The organism is Jiangella aurantiaca, from assembly GCF_004349105.1.
GTDB lineage: Bacteria > Actinomycetota > Actinomycetes > Jiangellales > Jiangellaceae > Jiangella > Jiangella aurantiaca.
On sequence record NZ_SMLB01000025.1, the window covers coordinates 65,581 to 85,231 of the forward strand.

General features: G+C 70.3%; 16 protein-coding genes. 10 read left to right on the forward strand and 6 right to left on the reverse strand.

Annotated features, from left to right (window positions below; all coding sequences use genetic code 11):
- Positions 1-9 precede the first annotated feature (9 nt).
- The 4 genes from E1262_RS17890 to E1262_RS17905 are packed head-to-tail and all read right to left on the reverse strand — an operon-like array spanning position 10 to position 4,428.
- The gene (locus tag E1262_RS17890; RefSeq protein WP_132104493.1) at positions 10-450 is read right to left on the reverse strand and encodes a nitroreductase family deazaflavin-dependent oxidoreductase; all 441 of its coding nucleotides are present in this window, start codon (positions 448-450) and stop codon (positions 10-12) included.
- The gene (locus tag E1262_RS17895) at positions 413-2,521 is read right to left on the reverse strand and encodes an iron ABC transporter permease (RefSeq protein WP_132104494.1); all 2,109 of its coding nucleotides are present in this window, start codon (positions 2,519-2,521) and stop codon (positions 413-415) included. The genes E1262_RS17890 and E1262_RS17895 overlap by 38 nt, the downstream gene beginning before the upstream one ends.
- 13 nt (positions 2,522-2,534) lie before the next feature.
- Positions 2,535-3,548, reverse strand: a complete 1,014-nt coding sequence (locus E1262_RS17900) for an ABC transporter substrate-binding protein (protein WP_132104495.1) — start codon at positions 3,546-3,548, stop codon at positions 2,535-2,537.
- 43 nt (positions 3,549-3,591) lie between these two features.
- Positions 3,592-4,428 carry an ABC transporter ATP-binding protein gene (locus E1262_RS17905; protein ID WP_238992978.1) on the reverse strand — a complete coding sequence of 279 codons (837 nt, stop codon included), beginning with the start codon at positions 4,426-4,428 and terminating at the stop codon, positions 3,592-3,594.
- Between the two features lie 407 nt (positions 4,429-4,835).
- Between E1262_RS17905 and E1262_RS17910 the strand changes: the two genes are divergently transcribed.
- The 7 genes from E1262_RS17910 (at position 4,836) to E1262_RS17940 (ending at position 13,848) form a co-directional block, all read left to right on the forward strand.
- A complete protein-coding gene (locus E1262_RS17910; protein ID WP_132104496.1) occupies positions 4,836-6,398 on the forward strand; it encodes a 3-hydroxyacyl-CoA dehydrogenase family protein in 1,563 nt (520 codons plus the stop codon).
- Positions 6,399-6,561: 163 nt separating this feature from the next.
- Entirely contained in the window at positions 6,562-7,833 is a 1,272-nt protein-coding gene (locus E1262_RS17915) for a branched-chain amino acid ABC transporter substrate-binding protein (RefSeq protein WP_132104497.1), read from the forward strand.
- Positions 7,834-7,877: 44 nt separating this feature from the next.
- Complete coding sequence (locus tag E1262_RS17920) at positions 7,878-8,972, forward strand: branched-chain amino acid ABC transporter permease (RefSeq protein ID WP_132104498.1); 1,095 nt, start codon at positions 7,878-7,880, stop codon at positions 8,970-8,972.
- 2 nt (positions 8,973-8,974) lie between these two features.
- Entirely contained in the window at positions 8,975-10,777 is a 1,803-nt protein-coding gene (locus E1262_RS17925) for a branched-chain amino acid ABC transporter permease (RefSeq protein WP_132104499.1), read from the forward strand.
- 10 nt (positions 10,778-10,787) lie between these two features.
- On the forward strand, positions 10,788-11,567 hold the full coding sequence (locus E1262_RS17930) for an ABC transporter ATP-binding protein (protein ID WP_132104500.1): 780 nt from the start codon (positions 10,788-10,790) through the stop codon (positions 11,565-11,567).
- Positions 11,564-12,286, forward strand: a complete 723-nt coding sequence (locus E1262_RS17935; protein ID WP_132104501.1) for an ABC transporter ATP-binding protein — start codon at positions 11,564-11,566, stop codon at positions 12,284-12,286. Before E1262_RS17930 ends, E1262_RS17935 begins: the two co-directional genes overlap by 4 nt.
- A gap of 14 nt (positions 12,287-12,300) precedes the next feature.
- Positions 12,301-13,848: an LVIVD repeat-containing protein gene (locus E1262_RS17940; RefSeq protein ID WP_132104502.1), complete on the forward strand. Its 1,548-nt coding sequence runs from the start codon at positions 12,301-12,303 to the stop codon at positions 13,846-13,848.
- Between the two features lie 171 nt (positions 13,849-14,019).
- Here E1262_RS17940 and E1262_RS17945 read toward each other — a convergent pair whose 3' ends face one another.
- Complete coding sequence (locus tag E1262_RS17945) at positions 14,020-16,002, reverse strand: hypothetical protein (protein ID WP_162605967.1); 1,983 nt, start codon at positions 16,000-16,002, stop codon at positions 14,020-14,022.
- Positions 16,003-16,221: 219 nt separating this feature from the next.
- Between E1262_RS17945 and E1262_RS17950 the strand changes: the two genes are divergently transcribed.
- Complete coding sequence (locus E1262_RS17950; protein ID WP_132104504.1) at positions 16,222-16,524, forward strand: hypothetical protein; 303 nt, start codon at positions 16,222-16,224, stop codon at positions 16,522-16,524.
- Here E1262_RS17950 and E1262_RS17955 read toward each other — a convergent pair.
- The gene (locus E1262_RS17955) at positions 16,521-17,813 is read right to left on the reverse strand and encodes an LVIVD repeat-containing protein (RefSeq protein ID WP_162605968.1); all 1,293 of its coding nucleotides are present in this window, start codon (positions 17,811-17,813) and stop codon (positions 16,521-16,523) included. The genes E1262_RS17950 and E1262_RS17955 overlap by 4 nt on opposite strands.
- 381 nt (positions 17,814-18,194) lie before the next feature.
- Between E1262_RS17955 and E1262_RS17960 the strand changes: the two genes are divergently transcribed.
- Positions 18,195-18,830 (forward strand): HNH endonuclease family protein, encoded by a 636-nt coding sequence (locus tag E1262_RS17960; RefSeq protein ID WP_132104506.1) that lies wholly within the window; start codon positions 18,195-18,197, stop codon positions 18,828-18,830.
- Positions 18,831-18,908: 78 nt separating this feature from the next.
- Positions 18,909-19,616 (forward strand): hypothetical protein, encoded by a 708-nt coding sequence (locus E1262_RS17965; protein ID WP_132104507.1) that lies wholly within the window; start codon positions 18,909-18,911, stop codon positions 19,614-19,616.
- Positions 19,617-19,651 lie beyond the last annotated feature (35 nt).

The window sequence follows — 19,651 nt, forward strand, 5'->3', positions numbered from 1 at the left end:
GAAACGCCGTCAGTCGATCAGCCGCGTCAGCACGAAGACCGGAATGACCCGGCTGGTCCTGGTCTGGTAGGTCGCGTAGTCGGGCCACGCCTCGACGGCGCGTTTCCACCAGAGCTCGCGCTCCTCGCCGGCCACCTCGCGGGCGAGGTAGTCGTGCTTCTCGGGGCCGTCCTGCAGCTCGACGTGCGGATTGGCCTTGAGGTTGTGGTACCAGACCGGGTGCGTGGTCCTGCCGCCGTCCGACGCGACCACGGCGTACTCGCCGCCGTGCTCGACCCGCATCAGCGGTGTCTTGCGCAGCTTGCCGGTCTTCGCGCCGACGGAGGTCACGACGACCACGGGCTTGCCGCGCAGCGTCAGGGCCGCGGTACCGCCGGACGCCTCGTACGCCTCCGCCTGCTTGCGCGCCCAGTCAGACGTGCTCCGCTCGTACTTTCCGGTGAGGGGCATGTCCACGCCAACTCAGCCGTCGCGGCGCCGTATTCCCCCGCACCCGGGTGCGGAACAGCAGCCAGACGAAGTACGGCGCGCCGACGATCGCGGTGACCAGCCCGGCCGGCAGCTGGGCCGGCGCGATCACCGTCCGGCCCAGGGCGTCGGCCAGGCAGACGAGGCTCGCGCCGAGCAGCGCGGCCACCGGTAGCATCCGCGCGTGCCGCCGGCCGGCGAGGGCCCGCGCAGCGTGCGGCGCGACCAGCCCGACGAAGCCGATGACCCCGACGCCGGCGACGGCGGCACCGGTCAGCACGACGGCGCCGGCCAGCAGCGCCAGCCGGGCCTGCGGGACGTGCACGCCGAGGATTCGCGGCGTGTGGTCGTCGACGGAGAGCAGGTCCATCGTGTGCCGCATGCCGTAGAGCAGCGGGATCGCCGCGAGGACCGCCAGCGACATCGGCACCAGGTGCTCGAACGAGCGCCCATAGGTCGACCCTGCCAGCCAGGTCAGCGCCTTGGTCTCGTTCCACGGGTCGGTGAGCGTGATGAGCACGACGATCAGCGACTGCGCCGCCGCAGACACCGCGACACCGATCAGCACCAGCCGGTCGCTGGCGAAGCCGCCTCGCGCGGCCAGCGCGAACACCAGCGTCGCGGCCACGCCGGCGCCGAGGCCGGCCGCACCGGCCAGCGCCCAGAAGCCGGCCATCGGCACCAGCGTGATCATGGTGACGGCGCCGACGCCCGCGCCGCCGGCCACGCCGATGATGCCGGGCTCGGCCAGCGGGTTGCGGGCGACCGACTGGATGATCGCGCCCGCCAGCGCCAGCGAGGCGCCGGCCAGCAGCCCGGCGACGACGCGGGGAAGCCGGGTGTCCATGACGGTGCTGACGATCGGTCCGGCCTGCCCGCTCAGCCAGTTGACGACGTCGCCGAGCAGCAGCACGGAGTCGCCGAGCAGCGTGCCGCCGACGGCGGCCGCGACCGTCACGACCGCCATCGTGCCCAGCACGAAGCCGAAGCGCCGCCGTGTCACACCGCCCCGCACCCCCGCGGCCGGCGGCTCGCCGACGGTGTCCGAGGCGCGGATCTTCCGGGCCAGCGCGATGAGGAAGATCGCCCCGAGGATCGTGGTGACGACGCCGGTGGGCACCTCGAGTGCGCCCTGCGACCCGATCGCCGCCCGCAGGCCGACGTCGGCCGCGAGCAGCATGAGCACGGCCGTCGCGGCCGACACCGGCAGCAGCACGGCGTGCTTGTGCAACCCGGGCACCACCGGCGTGGCCAGCCGCACGACGGCGGGCGCGGCCAGGCCGACGAACCCGACCGGGCCGGCCAGCGTGACGGCGCACGCGGCCAGCATGACGGCGAGTACGATCGCGCCGGCGCGGACCCGGCGCACGTTGACGCCGAGCATGCGGGCGTGGTCGTCGCCGATGAAGACGAGGTCGAGCTTGCGACCGAGCAGCAGCAGCCCGGCCAGCACCACAGCGACCAGCGGGGCGATGATGCGAATGCCGCCGAGGCCGTTCTGCCCGAGCGACCCCTCTCCCCAGGCGAAGAGGCCGCGGGTCTCCTCGGAGAACAGGATGATCAGCGAGCTGGTCAGCGACTGGAACGCCAGCGCGATGGCGGTGCCGGCCAGCACCAGCCGGACCGCGCCGGTCCCGCCGAGACCGGACAGGGCGAGCACCAGCACCGCCGCGCCGAGCCCGCCGAGGAAGGCGAGCCCGGCCGCGCCCAGCAGCGGCACCGTGAACCCGGCCGTCGCGGCCGCCACCAGCGCCAGGTGCGCACCGGCGTTGACGGCCAGCGTGTCGGGCGAGGCCATGACGTTGCGCGACACCGACTGCATGACCGCGCCGGCCGCACCGAGCGCGATGCCGACGACGACCGCCGCCAGCAGCCGGGGCAGCCGCGAGGCCAGCACGATCGCGCCGGCCTCGTCGGTCCCCTGTCCGGCCGCCCAGCGCAGCACCTCGCCGGCACCGACCTGCGCGGTGCCCTGCATGAGGTGGACGACCGCCAGGCCCGCGATCAGCACCGCGAGCGTGACGGCCACCAGGCCCAGGCGGCCGGACTTCACGGGCGGTACCGCCTCAGCCGAGCGCGTCGACGGCGGCGTCGACGTACTGCATCATCGACGTCGGGCCGCCGAACATCCACAGCGAGTCGGGGAACCGGACCACGTTGCCGGCCTGCACGAACGGCAGCGACTCCCAGATCGCGTTGCCGGCCAGGTTGTCGGCGAACGCGTCGCCGCCGTCATTGTCGTTGGCCATGTACCAGAAGCGGACGTCGCCGGGCAGCGCCGTCAGCCCCTCGACGTCGGTCTGCGCCAGGCCGTAGACGGGGTCGCCCTCCATGGGCCACGGGTTCTCCAGCCCGATCTCCCCGAACACGTCGGAGACCAGCGAGCCCTCGGCGAACGGGCGGATGCTGACGGTGCCGGCGTCGACCCAGCTGTCGGCGAACGCGACCGGGTCGCCGGTGGCGCCGGCCTCCTCGACGGCGGCCTTGCCCTCCTCGACCTTCGCGTCGAACTCGTCGCGCAGCTCCTGGGCGCGGTCCTGCGTGCCGGTGAGCTCGGCGATGAGGTCGAGGTTCGCGAACATCTGGCCGATGTTGTCCTGCACGTCGCCGCCCGGCATGACCACGACCGGCGTGGTCGCCTCGATCTGCTCGATCGCGCCCTCGATCAGGCTGTCGGTGACCACGACGAGGTCGACGTCGAGGGTGGCGAGGGTGTCCATGCTCGGCTCGCCGCGGGTACCGATGTCGGTGACGGTGTCGTCGAGCGGCGCGCCGCTCACCCAGTTGTTGTAGCCCTGGATGTCCGACACGCCGACCGGCATGACGCCGAGCGAGACGAGGTTCTCGACGGCGTTCCACTCGGTGGCGGCGACCCGCACCGCGGGCTGGTCCAGCGTGACCTCCACGCCGCGCGAGTCGGTGACGGTGATCGGCCCGGCCGCGGCGTCGCCGCCGTCGGTGGCCTCACTGGTCGACCCGGCCTCGGTGGAGTCGTCGGACGCGTCCTCCGTCGTGCCGCAGGCGGTGGCGAGCAGCACGAACGCGACGGACAGGCCCGCGAGGGCGCGCGCTCTTCTCATGGTGTACCTCGTGATCGTGGGTTTCAGTGGGGTGGAACGGCCGCTAGGCCGTGGCGTGCGGCCGGACGTCGTTGTGCCGGCCGACGGCGCGGGTGGAGATGCGCCCGTCGACCGGATCGACGTCGACGTCGACGCGGATGCCGTACGCACGGCTCAGGTTCTCGGGCGTCAGCACCTCGTTCGGCGTGCCGTCGGCCGTCACCGTGCCGGCCTCGAGCAGCAGGATCCGGTCGGCGACGGCGGCCGCCTGGTCCAGGTCGTGCAGCACCAGGCCGACGCCGATGCCGTGCTCGTCGGCCAGCTCGCGCACGACGTCGAGGATCTCGATCTGGTAGCGCAGGTCGAGGAAGGTCGTCGGCTCGTCGAGCAGCAGCAGGCCGGTGTCCTGCGCGAGGCAGCTGGCCAGCCACGCCCGCTGCGCCTGCCCACCGGACAGCGCCTGCACCGGGCGATCGGCCAGCGCTTCGATGCCGGTGAGCGCCATGGCTCGGGCGATCGCCCGCTCCCCGCCGGGGTCGCGGCCGGTCCAGCGTGCGCGGTGCGGGTGGCGGCCGTACTCGACCAGCTCGCGGACGCTCAGGCCGCCCGGCGTGCTCCGGCTCTGCGCCAGCAGCGTGACGCGGCGGGCCAGCTCGCGCGGGTCGAGGCTGAGGACGTCGGTGCCGTCGTGGAAGCTGATGTCGCCTGACGTGGGGAGATGCAGGCGGGCGAGGGCGCGCAGCAGAGTGGACTTGCCGCTGCCGTTCGGGCCGATGAGTGCCGTGACCATCCCGGGCCGCAGCTCGATCGACGCGGCTCGTACGACCACCTCGCGCCCGTACGCGAGGTCGACCGCGCGCGCGGCCAGGCCGCCGGCGGGCAGAGTGGGCGAAATGGTCACCGCGCCAACGTAAGGTACGCCTAAGCTAATTCGCAAGCCGTGCGCTTGGCTGATGCGTCACGTTCGCACGGCGCTGGACGCGCCGGCCCTGGGCGCTTGTCAGAGCCCGCCCGTAGGGTGGGGACTCCCGCCCAACCGGGCGGGGACCGCGCCGGGGTGGACGGTGACCGAACCCCTCGGAGGGGACCCTCCGCTGGGTAAACGGTGACCGCCCCTGGCAGTTAGCCGCCGCGTTCGATGACGACGTTGGCGCCGTCGCCGACCAGCATGATCATGTTCGCTGGCGGCGTGTCAGCGACCGCCAGCGAACATGATCAAGAAATTCTCGCCCGCCACCGACACTGCGACGACGATGCCGACACCCTGACGACCACGTCCCGCCCGGCCGGGAACCTAGACTGCGCGGCATGAGTGCGCGGATCGCCAGGGTGGGCGTCGTCGGGCTGGGGACCATGGGTGCGGGCATCGCGGAGGTGTTCTCGCGCGCCGGCCTCGACGTCGTCGGGGTGGAACGAGACGACGCGGCGCTCGCGGCCGGCCGTGGCCACGTCGACGCGTCCACGGGGCGCGCGGTCCGCCGCGGCAAGCTCACCGCGGACGAGCAGGCCGCGCTGGTCGGGCGGATCGAGTTCACCACGGACCTCGCCGCGCTGGGCGCCGCCGACCTCGTCGTCGAGGCGGTCCCGGAGCGGCTGGAAATCAAGCGCGACCTGTTCGGCCGTCTCGACGGCGTCGTCAGCGCGGACACCATCCTCGCCACCAACACCTCCTCCCTCTCCGTGACGGCGATCAGCGTCGCCGTCTCGCGGCCGGAGCGGGTGGTCGGCCTGCACTTCTTCAATCCGGCGCCGGTGCAGGAACTGATCGAGGTCGTCCGGACCGTCGTCACCGCGCCGGAGGTCATCGCCGCCGTCACCGAGCTCGCCCGCCGGCTGGGCAAGACCCCGGTCGAGTGCGGCGACCGCGCCGGGTTCGTCACCAACGCGCTGCTGTTCGGCTACCTCAACCGGGCCGCCGCGATGTTCGAGAGCGGCCACGCGAGCCGCGAGGACATCGACGCGGCGATCACGGCCGGGCTGGGCTACCCGATGGGGCCGCTCGCGCTGCTCGACCTGATCGGGCTGGACACGGCGTACGAGATCCTCGAGACGATGTACCGGCAGGGCCGCAACCGGCTGCACACGCCGGCGCCCATTCTGGGCCAGCTGGTGACGCTGGGGTTCCTCGGCCGCAAGACCGGTCGCGGCTTCTACGACTACTCAGATATCGACGGGGTGGGTGCGAGCTCCGCTGTGGTCACCCCCGAGGACAGCCGGGTCCACCGCGTCGCGTTCCTGGACCCGTCGCCCGGACCGCTGGCCGAGGCGCTCGCGAAGGCCGGCCACGACGTCGTCCGCGGTACTGCCGGCCAGGACGCCGACCTCGTCGTCGCGCCGGGAGACCCCGAGACGTTCGCGCGGATCGCCGCCGACGCCGCCCCCGGTGCCGTGCTCGCGGCCACCGGCGCCGGGCCCGTGGTCGCCAGCGCCGCCGCCAGCGGCCGGCCCGCGGACGTCGTCGGGCTCCACCTCGCCGGGCCGGCCGCGACCGTCGCCGAGGTCGTCCGCACCGTCGTCTCGTCGCCGTCCGCCGTGACCACCGTCGCCGAGGTCGCCGCGTCCGCCGGGCTCACGGCCGTCGTCTGCGCCGACCGCGCCGGCTTCGTCGTCGATGCGCTGCTGGTGCCGTACCTCAACGACGCCGTCGCGATGCTCGAGACCGGGTACGCCTCGGCGGCCGACGTCGACACGGCGATGCGGCTGGGCTGCCGGCTGCCGGCGGGACCGTTCGAGCTGCTGGACGCGCTCGGCCCGGCGGCCGCGCTGGCGACACTGGAGCGGCTGCAGGCCGAGGTCCGCGAGCCCGGGCTGGCGCCGTCGCCGTTGCTCACCCAGTTGGCTACGGCCGGGCTGCGGTTCGCCGACCTCTGACGGGACCAGCCGAGCGGTCCGCAGCCCGCGGCAGCGCAGGGTGTTGCGGTCAGGTCACGTTATTCCGATTTGTCTGGCTTGCGCAGTATTTTGCTGGTATGCGCGGCGTCGCCGCGGGAACCACCCGTCCGGCCTCGCCGGGGCTCCACGAGAGGAGGAGCCAATGAGTGGTCACAGAAGTCTGGTTGCGCCCGCCGTCATCAGTGTCATCGCCTTGATAGCGGCGGCGTGTGCGCCAGACGACGAAGAAGCAGCGCCCGAGGAGTTCTCCCCGGGCCCGCTGGGGGCGGTGACGGTCGCTCCCGATGACCCCATCATGATCGGCGTCATCCAGGCGATCAGCGGTGACACCGCCAGCCTGGGCGTGGACCAGGTGCGTGCCATCGACCTGGCCATCGCCGACCGGGGCGGTGAACTGCTCGGCCATCCGGTCGAGACGCAGGTCGAGGACGACGCCTGCTTGGCAGAAGGCGGCACGACGGCAGCCCAGGCGCTGGTCGCCAACCCGCAGGTCATGGGTGTTCTCGGCACGAGCTGTTCCGGAGCGGCGGTGCCCGCGATGGAGATCCTCGCCGAAACGGGCATCGCGACGATCTCCGGATCCAACACGTCGCCCGCGCTGACCTCGGACCTCGAAGGCACCCAGGGCGCGGCGAACCAGCCCGGCTATTTCCGCACGTCACACAACGACGTCGTGCAAGGTCAGGCCGCGGCCGAGTTCGCCTTCACCGAGCTCGGGGCGCAGCGTGCGGCTACCATCCACGACGGTGACCCGTACACCGAGGGCCTGGCCACCGCGTTCGGCACGTCGTTCACCGAGCTGGGCGGCGAGGTCGTGCTGGCAACCGCGATCAGCAAGGGCGATACGGACATGCGCCCGGTGCTGACTGAGGTCGCCGCCGCCACGCCCGACATCGTGTTCTTCCCGATCTTCCAGCCGGAGGCCGACTTCATCGTCCAGCAGGCCAAGGACTTCCCGGCGCTGGCCGAGACCCAGAAGATGATGGGTGCCGACGGCCTGCTGTCCGACACGTTCGTGGTGATCCCGCAGACCGAAGGCATGTACTTCTCCGGTCCGGCGACCCCCACCGGGTCGGCCTATGAGGACTTCGTAGCGGCCTACCAGGCGGAGTTCGGGGAAGCACCGATCCAGGCGTTCCACGCACACTCCTACGACGCGGCGAACATGCTCATGGACGCGGTCGAGGAGGTCGCCGTCGAGGAGGATGACGGCACGCTGCAGATCGACCGCCAGGCGCTCATGGACCAGCTCTATGCGACCGAGGACTTCGAGGGGCTGACCGGGACGCTCACCTGCGACGAGTTCGGCGACTGCGCCGACCCCAAGATCGACATCGTGCAGAACACGGCCGAGCAGCAGACGATCGACCAGGTCCGTGGGAACGTCCTGTTCACCTTCGAGCCCGGGGAGTGACCCTCGGCATCAGCGCCGAGTGACCCGACGGCCAAGGGAGGCGCATGGCAGAAACTCCGCTGGCGCCGAAGGGTCCGCTTGCCGCCAGGCGGGTCCTTCAGCTGCCGCTGGTCGACGGCTTCCTGTGGGTCGTTCGCATCTCCGCCGTCGTCGTCATCGTCGTCGGCGCCTACAACAGCCTCACCAGCGGGCGGCTGAGCGGCCAGCAATGGCGCGACCTGATCGTGTTCGGCATCGCGCAAGGCTCGATCTACGGCCTGATCGCGCTGGGCTACTCGATGGTCTACGGCGTGCTCCGGTTCATCAACTTCGCGCACGGCGAGGTGTTCATGATCGGGGCGATGACGGGCTACTACGTGTCCAGCGCGCTCTCCGGCACAGCGCTGTGGCGGTCCGCGCCGTTCGCAGGGCTCTTCGTCGTCCTCCTCTGCTGCATGACGATGTCCGCGCTGGTGGCGCTGGGACTGGAGCGGATCGCCTACCGGCCACTGCGTGGGAAACCACGGCTGATCCCGTTCATCACGGCCATCGGCGCGTCGTTCTTCCTGCAGTACACGGTGGCCACGCTGTTCGGGGTCGACGTCAAGGCCTACCCGGCGGTACCCGTGCTGGACGGGTCGATATCCGTGGGCGGGTTCCGGATCCTCCGGGTCCACCTGCTCGTGATCGTCGCCGCCGTGGTGATGATGATCGCGCTCTACTTCTACATCGAGAAGACCAGGGCCGGCCGGGCGATGCGCGCGGTCGCCGAGGACCAGGAGACCGCCCGCCTGATGGGCATCGACGTCGACCGCACCATCGCCCGCGTGTTCGCGGTGGGTGGCGCCATGGCAGGAGCCGCGGGGCTGCTGTTCGGGCTGGTCTTCCAGAACGTCAACTTCTTCAGCGGCTTCCTGCCCGGCATCAAGGCGTTCACGTCCGCGGTGCTGGGCGGCATCGGGAACATCCTCGGCGCGATGGTGGGCGGCCTGACCCTCGGCAGCGTGGAGTCGCTGGGCCCCAGCCTGGTGTTGTCCGGACTCGACATCCCCGCCGCCCACCAGCTCAAGGACGTGGTCGCATTCTCCGCGCTCGTGCTGGTGCTGATCTTCCGGCCGACGGGCATCCTGGGTGAGCGCGTGGGCGGGGAGCGCGGGTAGCGATGGCCGACCAGATCGTCCCGACCGACGCGCCGGTGGGCGCCGGGGCCGGCCTGCTGCCCGCGCAGGGGGTCAGCGCCCGCCGGGCCGTCACGCTCGGGCTCGTCGCCGGGGTCGTCGCCGTGTTCGTCTCCGCCAACGGGATGGTCAGCGAGTTCGCCGAACGGGACGTCATCGCAGAGCTGTCGCTCGGCGTGCTGTGGGTGCTGATGATCCCGCTCATCGTCGGCTCACTCGCCGGGCAGGCGCCGGCCGTGCTCCAGGGCTTCGCGGCGCCGCGCCCGGGGTGGCGCAACCCCGCCGGCGGTGCGCTTGCCGGCCTCCTGGCCGCGGTCGTCATGGCGGCCTTCATCCTGCTGATCGACGCCGTGAACGTCCGCGACGTACTGATCAACGTGCGTCCGGATCTGGTGGAGACCGAGCCGCGACTGCTGACCTTCGGCCAGGGCGTCGGCGCGGGCGTCGCACTCGTCCTGGCGGTCTACGCCGCACTGGGCGCGCTCGGCGGCGCACTTCACCTGCTGCCCGATCGGTGGCGCCGGGCCGTGGTCGCAGGCGTCGTCTGGCTGATCGTCATGGGTGTGCTGTCCAGCCTGGTCAGTCAGGTGCTACGGGGCATTCAGTCCACGACCAACATCTGGACGGCACCGCTGGCCGACGCCCTGTACCAGGGCGGTGCGCTCACCGCTCCGGCTGCCGCGGTGGTCTTCGTCGTCGGTGCCGGGCTCTACCTGCTGCTCACGCGACCGCGCCGGACCCCAGCTCGAGTGCGGGTGCGCCGACTCCCGGACCGATCGCAGCGCATCGTGAGGGTCGCCACCCTGGCCGTGGCGTTGCTCCTGCTCGGCCTGCTGCCGCAGGTGCTGGGGCCGTTCCTGAGTGACGTCCTGAACTTCGCGGGCATCTTCCTGCTGATGGCGCTGGGTCTGAACATCGTCGTCGGCTTCGCGGGCCTGCTGGACCTCGGTTACGTCGCGTTCTTCGCTGTCGGCGCCTACACGGCGGCGGTGCTCACGTCGCCGCAGTCGAGCCTCGGGGTGGGGTGGATCTTCTGGGCTGCCATCCCGTTCGTGGTGCTGGCGGCCGCCGTGGCCGGCCTTCTCGTCGGCACGCCGGTGCTGCGCATGCGAGGGGACTACCTCGCGATCGTCACGCTGGGATTCGGCGAGATCGCTCGGCTGCTGTTCCTGTCCGACTGGCTCAAGCCGATCTTCGGTGGCGCGCAGGGCATCATCAGGGTCGGCGACGTGCCGCTGGCTCCAGGCGTCGAGGCCGGTGGTGCACAACCGCGGCTGTTCTTCTACGTGGTCTTCACCTTCGTCCTGCTCGCCGCCTACATCTCCTACGCCCTCCAGGACTCCAGGATCGGCCGGGCATGGATGGCGATGCGCGAGGACGAGTTGGTGGCGGAGACCATGGGGGTGAACATCGTCGCCGCCAAGCTGTGGGCGTTCGTCATCGGCGCCATACTGGCCGGCTTCGGCGGTGCGCTGTTCGCGGCCAAGGTCGGGTCGGTCTTCCCGCACAGCTTCGAGGTGATCGTGTCGATCACGGTGCTGGTGCTCATCATCGTCGGCGGCATCGCCAGCGTGCCCGGCGTCGTCGTCGGCGCGCTGATCCTCGTCGGCCTGCCGGAGATCCTGCGCGAGTTCGAGGAGTACCGGTTCCTCCTCTACGGCGCATTGTTGATCTTCATGATGGTACGGCGACCGGAGGGCTTCATCCCCAACACCAGGCGCGTGACCGAGCTGCACGAACAGGAGCTCCAGCAGGACGCCTGGCTGCGTGCGAAAGAGACAGAGTAGGGAACCCACCATGGCGCTCCTGGAGATCCGCGGCCTCACGAAGGTCTTCGGCGGCGTGCGGGCGATCACCGAACTCGATCTCGATGTCGCCGACGGCGAAGTCGTCAGCATCATCGGGCCCAACGGCGCCGGCAAGACCACCGTGTTCAACATCGTCACAGGGATGATCAGCCCGGACGACGGCACGATCACATTCGACGGGACGAACATCGTCGGCCTGCGGCCGAGCCAGATCATCCAGCTCGGCATCGCGCGGACGTTCCAGAACGTGCGGCTGTTCCCCGAGATGACCGTGCGTGAGAACGTCATGGTGGCGCGGCACTGCCGTACCCGGGCCGGGGTCGTCGGCGCGATTCTGCGGACGCCGTCGTTCCGGCGGGAGGAGGCCGATACCCGCCGGCGCGCGGAGGAAGCACTGGCGTTCTTCGGGACCCGGCTCGTGGGATGGCGCTTCGACACGCCGGCGCGGTCGCTCTCCTACGCCAACCGGCGCCGCTTGGAGATCGCCCGGGCCATGGCGGCCGAGCCGAAGCTGCTGTTCCTCGACGAGCCGACCGCGGGCATGAATCCGCGGGAGACCCAGGAGCTCACCGAGCTGATCCGGCGGATACGCGACGAGACCGGGGTACCGGTGGCATTGATCGAGCACGACATGCGTGTCGTCAAGGGTGTCTCCGAGCGGGTGGTCGTGCTCGACCACGGCCAGAAGATCGCCGAAGGGCCGTACCGCGAGGTCGCCCGCGACGAGCGGGTGATCGAGGCCTACCTGGGACGGAAGGCGACGGCATGACGACCCGGCCGGTTCTCGAGCTGCGACGGGTCAGCGCCCACTATGGACCGATCCAGGTGCTGCGCGAGGTGAGCCTGCAGATCCAGCCGGGCGAGATCGTCTGTCTGCTCGGCGGCAATGCCAGCGGCAAGACCACGACGTTGAAGACCATCCTCGGTTATGTCGTGCCGACTCACGGCGACGTCGTGTTCGACGGCCAGCGGGTGAACGGCCTTCCGACACAACGCCTGGTCGCGCTGGGCCTGTCGATGGTCCCGGAGAACCGCCGCCTGTTCCAGCGCATGACCGTGCGGGAGAACCTCGAGCTCGGCTGCTACCTGCGCATGGACCGCGCCGAGATCGCGGCGGACCTGGACCGGGTATTCACCCTGTTCCCGCGGATGGCCGACCGGATCGACCAGCGCGCCGGCACACTGTCGGGCGGCGAGCAGCAGATGGTCGCCGTGGCCCGCGCGCTGATGGCCCGCCCGAAGGTGCTGCTGATGGACGAGCCGTCGATGGGCCTGGCGCCGGTGCTGGTCGAGCAGAACTTCGAGATCATCCGGCAGGTCAACCAGCAGGGCACCACCATCCTCGTCGTCGAACAGAACGCCAACATGGCGTTGTCGATCGCCGATCGCGGCTACGTGCTCCAGACCGGTGCGATCGTGCTGGCCGGCAGCGCACGTGAGCTGCTCGATGATCCGCAGATGCGGGCGGCGTACCTGGGCGAGATGTGAGTAAGGAGGAAGCCATGCGCATTCGTGTGAACGCCGTCGTGGCGGCTCTGGTGGCCGCCACGCTCAGCGGAGGGTCGTCCTTCGCTCAGGAGCGGCAGGAGGGGCCGGGAGGGGGAACGCCGGGTACGTCGTCCAACGTGGACCTTGTCGGGCACGACCCGCTGTTCGACCGCGGGATGAACGCGGCGCTGGCTGTGTTCGAGGACTTCGTGTACGTAGGGAACCGGACCGACGGGTCCAGCCGGTGCGGGCCGGGTGATCCGCGTCGGGAGGTCGATCTCGACTCCTGTCCCCACGTCCACCCGGGAATCCTGGTCGTCAACGCCTCCGATCCCTCGGACCCCCGGGTCGTCGAGGAGATCGAGCCCCCGTTTGCGGGCAATGTCGGCGAGACGACCAGGGAGCTGCGGGTGTGGCCGGGCAAGGAGCTGCTCATCGTGGAGTCCTTCCAATGCTCCACAGTGATTCACTCCTGTGTGGCGGCGGGCGTGGTCCCGACGTTCCGGTTCTTCGACCTCTCGGACCCGGCCAACCCCACCTTCCTCTCCGAGTGGGTGCCTCGTCAGGCCAACGGCGTGATCCGAACGCCCCACGAGTTCTACCTGTGGGAGGACCCGGACGACCCCGACCGGGGCCTGCTGTGGATCTCTACCCCGACCGGGAACCGGAATCCGGTGAACTCGAACCTGCTGATCGCCGACATCAGCGCCGTGCCGGAAGGCGGTTCGCCGACGCTGGTGGCCCAGGGGACCTGGAACGACCAGTTCCCCGTGCTGCCCAACGTCGCCCTGCACTCGATGACCCCGACCGTCGACGGCACGCAGACGCACCTGGCGTACCTGTCCGGGTTCTTCCTGATCCTGGACACGACCGACGTGGCCGAGGGTAGGTATGCCCCCGGTGAGGTCCTCGACCTGAACGACAACCTTCTGACGCCGGTGGAGAATCGCCCGACGTGGGAGAACCCCAATCCGGGGCACTCCGCGGTGCCCTTCCCGGGCCGGCCCTTCTCCTTCGTCACCGACGAGGTCTACGGGACGTTCACCAGCGCGGGCTTCGGCTGCCCGTGGGGCTGGGCTCGAGCCCTTCAGGTGGCCCGGCCCGCGCGGCCGCAGGTGCTGGGCGAGTACAAGCTTCCGGAGAACTCCTGTCCGCCTCCCAGCCGGCCCGACCAGGAGCGGGCCAGCTACGCCTCCCACAATCCCACGCTGACCAGGAACCTCGCCCTGGTCACCTGGCACTCCGGAGGGTTCCAGGTGATTGACATCGAGGACCCCGGCCAGATGACCCAGGTCGGCTGGCTCTCGCCCACGCCGCTGCAGGCCGTGGCCAATGAGGATCCAGCCCTGTCCATGGGCACGAACAAGGTGGTGATGTGGAGCTTCCCGATCGTCGAGGACGGGCTGATCTACGTCGTGGACGTCCGGAACGGGCTGTACATCCTGGAGTACACCGGCCGGCGCGCCAACGAGATCTCCAGCCTGTCGTTCCTGGAGGGCAACTCGAACCTGGGGGACGCGGTCCGGATCGACAAGTCGGCTGGGGGTGACGGCGACGGATGAGTGGAAACCGATCCGGCCGGCGGCGGCTGGAGCATGCTCGAGAATCCGCAGATGCGCCGCCCACCTCGGACGAGACGAGATGTGAGCATTCGGCATGCTGGTGCCGCTGACTGAGCCCAGGGGACAGGGTGGGGCGCGTGCGCCCCACCCCGTCGTCCCCGGCGGAACTGATCACTCGGGTAGTGGGCCGGTGTAGCGGAAGATGAACAGTCCGTAGTCGCGGTCGCTGGCCAGGACGATGCGGTCACCGTTCTGGTCGGTGGCGAGGGCGACGCCCCAGAAGTTGTTGCCGTCCTCGTCGATGTAGTGGCCGAGTTCGGCCGGGTTGGCCGGGTCGCTGATGTCGACCACCCGGAACCCGCCTGAGTACCAGGCGAAGTACGCGAGCAGGTCGTCGTCCACGTTCGGGCCACCTTCGTTCGGGTCGCCACGCGGCACCTCGACCTCGTGGACAGCGAGGTCACCGAAGCCCGTGGCGAACGCCGGGTCGTCCGTTTCGGGAATGGTGATCTGGGCGATCTCGGTGGGCGCGGCCGGGTTCGACGTGTCGACCACCCGTGCGTAGCCCCACCCGTCGAACTCGGCCTGGGCCGACACCCGGGGACCGAGGTCACCGAAGTCCGGCTCGAGGTCGCCGGGGTCACCCAGCGGATACGGAAGGGTGTAGTCCGGCGTACGCCCGAAGGCCTCGTGCATGAACTCGTGACCCACGCACAGGCCGGCCGCGGTGCCGAGCACCGGGCTTCCCTGGCCACCGCAGAAGAAGGCGGCCGGGGTCTCGCCCCCTTGTGCGCCGGTGTGGTGGTTGGCCACGATCACCACGTCGTATCCTGCCTCCTCACCCGAGCGAACCTTGTCGGAGAAGAAGCACGCGTTCCTGGGGTCGTTGGGATCATTCACCGGACCGCGCTGGAACATGACGATCGCTTCCTCGTCCGGGCCGAGGGGCCCGAGCGCCGATACCGGTGGGACGGGATCGCCGGGGCAGCCGTAGCCTCCGAAGATCGTGGGGCCGTTGACCTTCCCGTCCGGGAATGTCGCGACCGGCTTGGTCCAGCCGAACTCGCCGGCGTCGATCCTCTGGCCCGCCAATGGCCCGTCGAGCACGGTGATCGGCGTCCGGAACGGGCTGAGGTCCTCATCGGTGCCGACGAACACGCTGGCGTCGCTGTTCCACTCACCCTGGTGCGCGTTGCCCTCCGGCGGGCACGCTGTTGGCACGACCTGGTCACACTCGGCGTAGTCGAAGTCGCCGACGATGACCGGGACGGCCGGGTCGGTGACTTCGACGTCGATCCAGCCGGCGTCCCAGTCCGACACCATGAGGTGCCAGGTGCCGTCGGGGAACTGGAGCACGTCGAAATCGTGCGAGGTCTTCTCCTGCCCGTAACCGTCGACGTGCACGCCCGGCAGCCGGGTCTCGGCGATGAGCACCGGGTTGCGCGGGTCGGTGATGTCGTACAGGTCGACGTCGTCGACCTCCTCGTTGTCGATGGCCGCTACGTAGGCGTTGCCGGCGGCGGTGTTCCAGGCGATCGCGCTGTGTGACTCGTTGGCCCGGTTGCCGTGGATGTCGAAGTCGCCGAACGCCTGGACGAGCAGCTGCGGGTCGGTGGGTTCGGTGATGTCCCAGAGGGTGATGCCGCCGGGCATGTTCGCCGGGTTCGGGCTGGTCCGGCACCACTCGTTGCTGATGACGAGCAGGTCGCCGCTGAACTCGGACGTCTCGACGTGCAGCGCCTGCACGCCTTCGGTGACATAGCCGAAGCCGGGGCTGTTCAGGAACCCGGCCCGGTGGGGCTTCTCCGGATCGGTGAAGTCCACGACGTGGACGCCACCGGTCTCGCAGTGTGCGGCCCAGTCGCCGACGTAGGCGAACCACCGGCCGTCCGCGGTCTGTAGTGCCGAGACGTCGGAGATGTCGCCCTCGTGAGCGGTCAGTTTGATCGAGCTGAGCAGCTCGACGTTCTCCACCGAGCCGGGCAGGTGGCCGGAGCTCGGCCCGTGCTGGTCGTGGGCGTGGTCGTCCGGCGAGCCGTCGGGCGCCGGTACGCCTTGTCCGCTCGCCGCGCTGAACCCGGTGACGAGTAACAGCGCAGCCGTGCAGGTGAGGGCGGCGCGGGTGGCTCTTCTCTGGCGCGATGGATGTGTCATCCGCCGGCCTCCTCGCATCAGCTGTCTCTGTCCCTGACGGGTTCTGGCTCCCCGAACAGCTGGCCCGGCGTGGAATGGAACGGGTCGCGTTCGTGCCTACTCCCCGACCCTGGAATCGGCAACAGGTGGACCGGATCACTCGTTGCCGGTCACCTGTCGCAGCCCTACCGGCCGCGGCCCACGACCCCGAATAGGCTCGCCAACAGCCCGAAGCCGGGCGTGACCAACTCCGACCTCGCCTTCGACGGCACGCTCGCGTACGCCGGCAACAGCCGGGGCTTCCGGGTGCTGGACATCTCCGAGGCCGAGAACCCCGTGGCGCTGTCGGACTTCGTGTGTAACGGCTCGCAAGGCGACGTATCCGTTTACGGCGGCCTGCTGTTCCGCTCGGTGGACACGCATCAGTCGAGCACCGCTTGTACCAGCGTCAACGTGACGGCGAGCACACCGGGTCTGACCGGTACCGCACTGACGGGGCCGCGTCCGGCGTACCGGGCGCGGCCCCGCGATCGTGCTGGCTAGGGCAGGCTGAACTCCTGGGTCTGGGGATTCAGGTGGTCGAGCTTGACGGCGTGTGCGGTCACGCTGTCGCTGAGCCGGTACAGGTTGAGGCCCTTGGTGATCTCGCTCTCGTAGATGACGCGGTTGTACCAGTAGGACGACCACGAGCCGCCGAGCTCGTTGACGACCATGCCGCCCGGTGTGGTGACCGGCGGGAGCGGCGGCGGATCGGCGAAGGCGACGGTCTCGGCGTTCGCCGGGTCGGTGAAGTCGGTGACCCAGGTGCCGGCCTGGTAATGGCCGCCCACCGCGACGTATCGTCCGTCCTTCAGCGGAACGATGTTGTAGTTGTGAATGGTGCAGTTCTCCGCCTCCGACTGCGGCCTGGGCAGGACCCACTGGCCCAGCTTCGCGCCGGTGTCGGCGTCGTAGAAGAACATGCTCTTGAAGATGTCGGCGTCCTGAGCCCGGCATCTTGGGGCCGCGCCGCCGCCGGGCTCCCACCCCAGCACGAGCACCTCGCCGTCCCAGGTGAAGGCCGCGGAGTGCCAACGGCCGCCGATGCCCACCTTGTTGCCGAGGTCGTCCTGCTCCTCCACGTTGTAGAGGAACACCGGCTCCTCGAGCGTGCCGCCGTTCGGCGCCCCGACGCTGAACACGTTGGCCGCGTGACCGCTGGCGCAGGCGAGCAGGTTGACCTCGCCCAGGATCAGCCCGGCGTCGTGGCAGCCGTTGTTCGTGCCGAGCGAGCCACCGACGATCGGCACCTGGTTGACCACACTGGCGCTGCCCGGGTCGTCGAGCGGTACCCCGACGACGTCGATCGCGTTACCCAGTGCGACGCCGCCCTTCACGCAGCCGCTCGACACGTTGCTGTAGACGATCAGGCGGTTGTTGTCCGCGTCGAGCGCGCCGGTCGTGGTGTGCGAGCCGCAGTCGAGCGTGACCGACCCGATGAGATCCGGGTCGGACAGGTCGCTGACATCGAAGATGTGCAGGCCCTCGAAACCGACAGGTACCGGTTCGCCGTCGCAGAACCGGCCCGCAGGTGCGGGCGAGTTCCATGACCTGACCAGGATGTTCTCCCAGACGAAGACGTCACCCTGGTCGCCGTTGCAGCGCTGGTGGTGGATCAGCTTGGGGTTGCCGGGCGCGGAGATGTCCACGACCCGGAACCCGTCGTAGTTGCCGTGAAAGGCGATGTCACCCCAGAACGCGATGTCGGAGCTGATCTGGCGTACAGCCGTGTCGACACCGAAGAACGAGGCGATGTGTTCACTGTGCCCGAGGGCATGGATGTTCTTGGTCATTTCTCGAGAGGCGTGATCGGCTGCGGCCGGTAACGTCATGGCAAGCAGGGCCAATGCGGTCGTGACGACCGCCACGTGGAGACGTAGTCGCATAGCGTGCTCTCCTCCTTCCAGAACGACTGGCACCTATGCAGCAGCCGACTGGACACGGAGGAGCGCGAGCCAACGCTGGCCCCCCGCGTAACGGACGATGATTCCATCCGCACGACACGCCCGGGATTGTCCGACTGGGCCGGGGTTCTGGCAAGGCAGGGCCGTCGACCTCTGCTACCGGCCGGCCGGGTGTTCACTCGACCGGCACCTCGTCGTCGACGATCCGCAGCATTGACCGGACATTCTTGACACGATGGACAACAGCGAGCTACCTGAAAGGTAACGGTCATGTCCCATCCGGCCCTCGTGCGCCTCGTCCTCGCCCTGACAACCGCCGTCATCCTCGCGTTCGCGCCGGCCAGCCCCGCCAACGCCTACCCGCCGGATCCGCCGTCGCCGGCGGAGTCGGCCGGCCAGCTCGCCGAGCTCACCGTGGCCGCACCTGGATCGAGCGACGGCTACTCCCGCGACCGGTTCCCGCACTGGAGCCCGGCCGAGGGCAGCTGCAACACCCGCGAGATGGTGCTGGTCCGGGACGGCTCCGGCGTCACCACCGGCGCGGACTGCTATCCGACAGCGGGACGCTGGTACAGCGTCTACGACCAGGTCTGGGTCGAGGAGCCGGGCGACGTCTCCGTCGACCACATGGTGCCGCTGGCCAACGCCTGGCGGTCCGGCGCCGGCGAGTGGAGCGAGGAGCGGCGCGAGGACTTCGCCAACGACCTCGCCCGCGGCCAGCTGATCGCCGTCACCGCGTCCAGCAACAGCTCCAAGGGTGACAGCGACCCGTCGGAGTGGAAGCCGCCGAACCGCGACTGGTGGTGCTACTACGCGCGGCACTGGACCGACGTGAAGTACGACTGGGACCTCACCGTCACCAGCGCCGAGAAGGCGGCATTGCAGGAGATGCTGGGCACCTGCTGACAATTCAGGCCTTTCGCGCTATAACACTGGGGACCGTGCCGTCGCCGGCGGCCGGGCAACACTACGTCGGGGGGCGTCGTGCAGGGACTGCGAGTGCTGCCGGCTACGGCTGCCGCAGCGCTGCTGCTGGCCGTCCTGGCCGCGGCCACCGACGATGCGGCCGGGACGGACGCCCGCGCGGGCTGCGGCGACGTGGGCGGCTCGGACATCACCGGCAGCGACTCGATCCGCGTGTCGCTCTCCGATGATCGCACCCGGCTCAGTGTGACGGTGCGCGACCAGCGCTACCGAATCACCGCCGTGGGCGTGAGGGGCGGGCCCGACTACGAGATCTTCACCGATCCGCCGTTCACCGGCCTGTCCGTGTCGAACCCGAGCGGGAACCTCCGCGACATCACCGACTGGTTCGTGTGCGGGGTTCGTTCCGCCGGCGAGCGACCCCCGCCGACGGACTGGGTCTCGCCGCCCCCTGTCTCGACGCCGGCGCCGTCCGAGACGCCAGACAGCCCGAGTCCCACCGCGTCGCCCAGCCCGACGCCTACACCCACGCCGACTCCGACGCCGACTCCGACCCCGACCCCGACGCCGGCCGAGACCGCGACGCCCGCCCCGGCCGCGCCGGCGGTCCCGGTGCCGACGGCGATCCCGGCCGGCGGCGTCGCCGTCTCGGCCGGCCCGGCGGGCGACGAGGACCCCCGCGGGCCGCTGCCGTACGCCGTCGTGGGCCTGGCCGGCGGGCTCGCCGCGGCCGGGTGGGCGGTCACCAGGAGGCGGCGTGCCGTCTGACCCGCCACTGCCACCGCCACCACCGCCCCCACCCC